Origin of the sequence: Shewanella sp. SM87, assembly GCF_025653705.1 — a bacterium.
GTDB classification, from domain to species: Bacteria; Pseudomonadota; Gammaproteobacteria; order Enterobacterales; family Shewanellaceae; genus Shewanella; species Shewanella oncorhynchi.
This window is the reverse complement of sequence record NZ_JAKKSC010000078.1, coordinates 1-1,307: the sequence shown is the minus strand read 5'-3', so window position 1 is coordinate 1,307 and position 1,307 is coordinate 1. Positions and strand designations below refer to the sequence as shown.

Sequence of the window (1,307 nt, the reverse complement as noted above, 5' to 3'; positions counted from 1 at the left end):
CAAATAAGTAGACACGCATGATGCTGTTTGATCTAATCAATTTCGCCAAAAACCTACTAGATCCAACATCATGCGTGATATCGACATATTACACGATTTACTCAAAAAACAATGCCCTCAAATACACCAAAAACGCCTTAATTCTCTGATGGTTGCTACTGAGTCTTTACTCGATGGCAATCAACTCTCGTTAACCCAGTTAGGACGGAACATAACGGGTAACGTTGCACCAAAACACAATATCAAGCGTATTGACCGACTGCTCGGAAATCTACATGTTGTCAAAGATAAGTTCGCTATTTATCAATGGCATGCACAGTATCTCTGCGGCTCAAATCCGATGCCCATTATTCTTGTGGATTGGTCWGATGTGCGCGAACAACTGCGAATGATGACCTTACGCGCATCAATMAGTGTTAAAGGTCGCTCCATTACGTTGTACGAACGCACTTTTCTGTTTGAAGATTACAATGCCCCRCGCAGTCATAACGCTTTCTTAGCTGAGCTTGCTAACGTATTGCCGCCAGGATGCTGCCCGCTCATCGTCACCGATGCAGGTTATCGCAATACTTGGTTTAGGGAAGTCGAGCGCCATGGCTGGTTTTGGCTAGGTAGAGTTCGTGGTGATGTCAGTTTTATGCTCAACGGCCAAACATCATGGCAGTCAAATAAATCCCTCTATCCTAAAGCGAATTCAACCGCGAAATACATGGGTAGCGTCAAGTTAGCGCGCAAGTCTCCGCTACAATGTTACCTGCACTTGTTTAAAGCTAAACCTAAGCTGCGTAAGGATAAGCGTTCTTCTAAAGCTGGGCGAAATCACACCGCACAAAAGAGTTACAGCTCAGGGAGTAAAGAGCCTTGGCTACTCGCAACAAATCTACCTCCGGACTACTTTGGCCCTTCAAAGGTCGTCGATTTATATGCTAAGCGAATGCAAATTGAAGAAACCTTCCGCGATTTAAAAAGTCCGCAATATGGCATGGGCCTTAGACAAAGCCGCAGCCGTTGTCCAAAGCGATATGATGTATTGCTGCTCATCTCTATGCTGGCTGAAATCGTGTTGTGGTGTATTGGGTTAGCGGCACAACACCTTGGATGGCAAAGATATTTTCAAGCCAATACAGTGAGAAAGCAGGCTGTGCTATCAATTGTTAGACTTGGAAAGGAAGTACGCAAAAGAGACAAATATCCGGTAAAGGAGACAATTTTTCGCTGGGCATTAATCGAATATATAAACTTAGTTCATGACGCTGGAAAACCTCAATTATGAGGGGATCCCCCAGCGCCGGGGATCCCCCAGCGCC

Annotated in this window: 1 protein-coding gene; it reads left to right on the top strand. The window is 45.1% G+C overall.

What is annotated here, in order from left to right; translation table 11 throughout:
* Nucleotides 1-70: 70 nt before the first annotated feature.
* The gene (locus L5M11_RS23690) at nucleotides 71-1,273 is read left to right on the top strand and encodes an IS4 family transposase (protein ID WP_263187185.1); all 1,203 of its coding nucleotides are present in this window, start codon (nucleotides 71-73) and stop codon (nucleotides 1,271-1,273) included.
* Nucleotides 1,274-1,307 lie beyond the last annotated feature (34 nt).